The organism is Sphingomonas sp. 10B4 (assembly GCF_035019905.1).
In the GTDB taxonomy this organism is placed as follows: Bacteria; Pseudomonadota; Alphaproteobacteria; order Sphingomonadales; family Sphingomonadaceae; genus Sphingomonas; species Sphingomonas glacialis.
Genome location: NZ_JASJVC010000487.1, coordinates 1 through 248, shown reverse-complemented (window position 1 = coordinate 248; position 248 = coordinate 1). Strand labels below are relative to the sequence as shown.

Annotated in this window: 1 protein-coding gene; it reads right to left on the bottom strand. The window is 57.3% G+C overall.

Translation table 11 applies throughout. The annotated features are described in order from the left end of the window. The coding region (gene nadA, locus QN347_RS20600) for a quinolinate synthase NadA (protein ID WP_323494518.1) at nucleotides 1-234 on the bottom strand (234 nt) is incomplete at its 3' end. Between the last annotated feature and the right edge of the window lie 14 nt (nucleotides 235-248).

Here is a 248-nt window from a genome sequence, read left to right as displayed (position 1 = left end):
CAGTATCTTCTTGCCCTCGGCATGCAAGGCTGCGACGATATCGAGCCCTATGCTCGAAGTGACCATCCAATCGGCACGCGCCTTCACAGCGGCACTGGTATTGGCATAGACGACCACGGTGCGATCCGGATGGGCATCACAAAAGGCGGCGAATTCATCGGCCGGGCAGCCGAGATCGAGCGAACAGGTGGCATCGAGATCGGGCATCAGGATGGTTTTTTCCGGGCTCAGTATTTTCGCTGTTTCAC